This is a genomic window from Streptomyces phyllanthi (genome assembly GCF_009377205.1).
GTDB classification, from domain to species: domain Bacteria; phylum Actinomycetota; class Actinomycetes; order Streptomycetales; family Streptomycetaceae; genus Streptomyces; species Streptomyces phyllanthi.
Map to the genome: position 1 here is coordinate 1 of NZ_VJZE01000623.1, position 4262 is coordinate 4262.

At 73.7% G+C, this 4262-nt stretch carries 4 protein-coding genes; 2 read left to right on the forward strand and 2 right to left on the reverse strand.

Annotated features, from left to right (window positions below; all coding sequences use genetic code 11):
* Nucleotides 1-362, reverse strand: a 362-nt coding sequence (locus FNH04_RS42265; RefSeq protein ID WP_152791544.1) for an NAD-dependent epimerase/dehydratase family protein, incomplete at its 3' end; no start/stop codon positions are given.
* 222 nt (nucleotides 363-584) lie between these two features.
* Between FNH04_RS42265 and FNH04_RS42270 the strand changes: the two genes are divergently transcribed.
* Together FNH04_RS42270 and FNH04_RS42275 are read left to right on the forward strand one after the other, a co-directional pair.
* A complete protein-coding gene (locus FNH04_RS42270; RefSeq protein WP_322725446.1) occupies nucleotides 585-1520 on the forward strand; it encodes a 5-dehydro-4-deoxyglucarate dehydratase in 936 nt (311 codons plus the stop codon).
* 47 nt (nucleotides 1521-1567) lie between these two features.
* Nucleotides 1568-2737, forward strand: coding sequence for a hypothetical protein (locus tag FNH04_RS42275; protein WP_322725447.1), 1170 nt, complete (start codon nucleotides 1568-1570; stop codon nucleotides 2735-2737).
* Nucleotides 2738-2760: 23 nt separating this feature from the next.
* Here FNH04_RS42275 and FNH04_RS42280 read toward each other — a convergent pair whose 3' ends face one another.
* Nucleotides 2761-3966: an MFS transporter gene (locus tag FNH04_RS42280; protein WP_152791547.1), complete on the reverse strand. Its 1206-nt coding sequence runs from the start codon at nucleotides 3964-3966 to the stop codon at nucleotides 2761-2763.
* Nucleotides 3967-4262: the final 296 nt, after the last annotated feature.

A 4262-nucleotide genomic window follows, 5' to 3' on the forward strand; every position in this document is an offset into this window, starting at 1 on the left:
CCCCGGGGGCGGGGGGTGAAGCCGACGGCGTGGTTGGAGGAGGCGAAGACGATACGCCCCACGCCCTCCTCGCGGGCGGCCTCGTACAGGTTGTAGGTCCCCTCGATGTTCGCCTTGAGGATCTTCTCGAAGGGGGCTTCCAGGGAGATGCCCGCGAGGTGGATGATCGCGTCGACGCCCCGGACGGCCTCGCGCAGGGCGTCCCGGTCGGCGAGGTCCGCGGTGATCGCGTCCGGCTCGCCCTCGACGGGGCGCACGTCGAGGAGGCGGAGTTCGTAGCCGTACTCCGGGAGCAGCTCCCGCATCAGGGTGCCGAGTCCGCCGGCGGCGCCGGTGAGCAGAACGGTACGGGGAGCGGGCATCCTCGGGTCTCTCCTCGAATCAGCAACCGTGCGTATGTGCGTACGGAATTCACATTCATGGACACGCTAGGGAAGCGTGGTCCTGCACGTCAAGGGGCCATGGGTGGGGAAATCCGCAGGTGCGTTGCGTGTTGTTGCGCTTGACCGGCCCGAAGGGGCGGCTTAGCGTGGGCTTGTTCAGAAATATAGACACTGATCAGAGACATGGACTTGGGAGAGCCCGTGACCTCAGCCCCCCTCGCCGCTCGGCTCCGTATCCCCAGCGGGCCGCTGTTCTTCCCCGTCACGGCCTACGGCCCGGGCGGCGCGGTCGACCTCGACGTGTACCGCACCCATGTGCGCCGGGGCGTCGACGCCGGGGCCGCCGCCGTCTTCGCGTGCTGCGGCACGGGCGAGTTCCACGCGCTCGCGCCCGAGGAGTTCCAGAGCTGCGTACGGGCCGCCGTCGACGAGACAGCTGGCCGGGTGCCGGTCGTCGCGGGCGCGGGGTACGGGACCGCGCTCGCCGTGCGGTACGCGAAGCTCGCCGAGGAGGCCGGGGCCGACGGGCTGCTCGCCATGCCGCCGTATCTCGTGCAGGCGGCCCAGGAGGGACTGCTCGCGCACTACCGCGCACTGGCCGCGGCGACCGCGCTGCCGCTGATCGTCTACCAGCGGGACAACGCCGTCTTCACCCCCGCGACCGCGGTCGGACTCGCCCGCACCGAGGGGATCATCGGGTTCAAGGACGGCCTCGGCGACCTGGACCTCATGCAGCGCATCGTCAGCGCCGTACGCAGCGAGGTCCGAGGCGAGTTCCTCTACTTCAACGGCCTGCCCACCGCCGAGCTGACGGGGCCCGCCTACCGGGGCATCGGCATCACCCTGTACTCCTCCGCGGTGTTCTGCTTCGCGCCGGAGATCGCCCTCGCCTTCCACAGGGCGTTCACCACGGGCGACGACGCGACGGTGGAGCTGCTTCTGGACGGCTTCTACCGGCCCTTCGTCGAACTGCGCGCCCAAGGGCGCGGCTACGCGGTGTCGTTGGTGAAGGCCGGGGTACGGCTGCGGGGGCTCGACGTGGGGGAGGTGCGGCCGCCGCTGCACGAACCGACGGAGGATCATGTCAAGCAGCTCGCGCAGCTGATCGAGCGCGGGTACGCGCTGCTTGAGGCGTAGAGGCGCTGAAGCGTGAGGCCAGAGGTTCGAGGGTTGCAGGAGGGCATGTGAAGGCGTCGGCGTTCGTCTACCCCTGGGATGTGAACGGGGACCCGGCGGCCGGGGAGTTCATTGCGGGGCTCGGAGTGCGGCAGGCGACGCTCGCCTCCGCGTACCACTCCACGCGCGCGCTGACCCCCCGGCACCCCGGACACCGCATCGTCACGGCCGAGCACGCCGCCGTGCTGTACGCGCCGGAGGAGGCGCGGTGGGCCGGGCGGCGGCTGCGGCCGTACACCGCCGGGGCGTGGGCGCCCGGCGACGCGTACGGGCAGGCCGCCGAGGCTCTCGCCGACGCGGGGCTCGAGGTGCACACCTGGGTCGTGCTCGCGCACAACTCCCGGCTGGGCGCGGAGTTCCCGGACACCTCCGTGGTCAACGCCTACGGCGACCGGTACCCGTGGGCGCCGTGCGTCGCGCGGCCGGAGACCCGGGAGTACCTGGTGGACCTGGCCGTCGAGGCGGCCGTACGGCCCGGGGCGCGCGGTACGGAGCTGGAGTCCCTCGGCTGGTACGGGATCGCCCACCTCCACGCGCACGACAAGACCGGCGGGGTGGGCCTCGGGGACGCCGGGCAGTACCTCATGTCGCTCTGCTTCTGCGGGACGTGCCGCGAGGGGTACGGCGCCCAGGGCCTCGACGCCGACGAGCTGGCGGCGGTCGTACGGGCCGCGCTGGAACCGCTGTGGCGGGGCGCGCCCGACGACGGGGGCTGGGCGGCCGTGGAGAAGATCCTCGGCGAGCCCACGGCCACCGCCACGCGCGCGTGGCGCGACGGGATCGCCCGCACCCTCCAGGAGGCGGCGGTCACGGCGGTACGGGCCGCGGCGCCCGAGGGGTTCCAGGTGCTCCTGCACGCCGACCCGGTGACCCACCACGTCGGGGCCAACCCGGGAGTGGACCCCGCGCACATCCTGTCCGTCGCGGACGGCGTGGTCGTGCCCTGCGCCGGCGGCCCCGACCTGCTGGCACCATTCGCCGCACAGGGCCGGGAGGACGCCGTGCTGGCCGCCAACCTCCCCGTCGTCTCCGGCATGGGCGGCAGCCCGGGGACGCTGGTGGCGGACGCGGCCCGCGCGGCGGAGCTCGGGGCGACCGAACTGCGGCTGTATCACGCCGGGCTGGCGTCGGACGGGGATCTGGAGGCGGTACGGGAGGCGCTGGCGGACCTGGGCTGAGCCGGGGTGAAGCCCCCGCCCCGTCAGTCGTGGGACGGAACGGGGGCCGACGCCTCCCGGCCGCGCAGCAGATACCCGGCCGGGAGCAGGCAGGCCAGGCCCAGCCCGGCCAACACGGCCTGGAGGTCGGCGAGTCCGACCAGGGCCGCGCCCGCCGCCAGGCCGATCGCGTTCGGCGCGTACATCAGCGTGTGGGCCGTCGCCGTCGTACGGCCCAGGAGAGGGCCCGGAGTCTCGCGCTGGACGGACGTGAGCGCGGCGATCAGGGCGCAGGGCAGGCCCGCCCCGATGGCCGCGCCGCACACGAGGGCCACCGGGTCGGAGGGGATCGCGCGGAGCGCCACGGCGGTGGCGGTCAGGGCGATGCCGTATGCGGCGAAACGGTGTTCTCCGAGGCGGCGGAGAAGAGGGCCCGCCGCCAGGCCGGTCACCACCGAGCCCGTGCCCTGGGCGACGTAGAGGAGGCCCGTGTAGGTGGGGGAGTGGCCCAGGGCCTCGACCACCGCGAAGACCAGCGCGCCGTTGACGCCCGCGCACAGCATCGTCGCGCCGGCGGCCAGGACGAGGGGGCGCAGCCGTGGGTGCGACCACAGCTGACGGGCACCCTCCGCCGTACGTGCGCGCCATGTGGCCGTGGGGCGTACGGGCCGTGGCTCCCGGACGCGGAGCAGGGCCAGCAGCGCCGCCGCCACCGCGAACGTGACCGCGTCCAGGACCGCCACCCACGCACCGCCGAACGCCGTGTAGAGGCCCGCGCCCGCCAGGGGCGCCAGCAGTTTCATGCCCTCGTTGGCGGTCATCCGCAGGCCGCCCAGATCGCCGAGGAGGGCGGCGTCCACGGCCGTGGCCAGCAGGGCCGACTCGGCCGCGTCATGGACGACGCTCGCGGCTCCGTACAGCAGCAGGACCACGAGGACGAGCCGGGCGCCGGACACCGAGTCCACCGTGACGAGGGTGAGGACCAGGGGCGCGAGGCCCAGGTTCGTCCAGACCAGCAGCGGGCGGCGGCGCACCCGGTCCGCGAGCGTGCCGAGCAGCGGACCGACGAGGGTGGGGGCCCACAGCGCGAACGTGCTCAGCGCCGCCAGGCCGTTCGAACCGGTGAGGTCCTTGACCCAGATACCCGCCGTCAGCCACAGGGCCGAGGTGCCGAAGCCCGACACCACGACCCCGGCCAGGTACAGCCCCGCGTTGCGGTCCCCGAGGACACGCGTCACCGTCCATGTCATGGGAGGTGATCGTGCTCCTAAGGCGGGGGCCGGGGCATGGGGCACATGCCGTGTTACGGGGCTGCCCGCGGGCTCAGCCGGTTCGGCCGGTGACGGCTGCTCGGCCGCCGGTTCGGCCGGTGACGTCGTCGAGGGGGCGTCCGGTCCCGGGCGCCGGGGTGCCCGCCCCCTAGGGCGTGTTTCGAAAGTCCCGCCTGCCCCGCGGCGCCTGGCACGCACTCCCCCAAGCTCTTCGAGCAGGGGGGACCCCCAGCGGCGTTGCCGAAACGCCCGAATAGCTCCGCTATTAGGGCGCT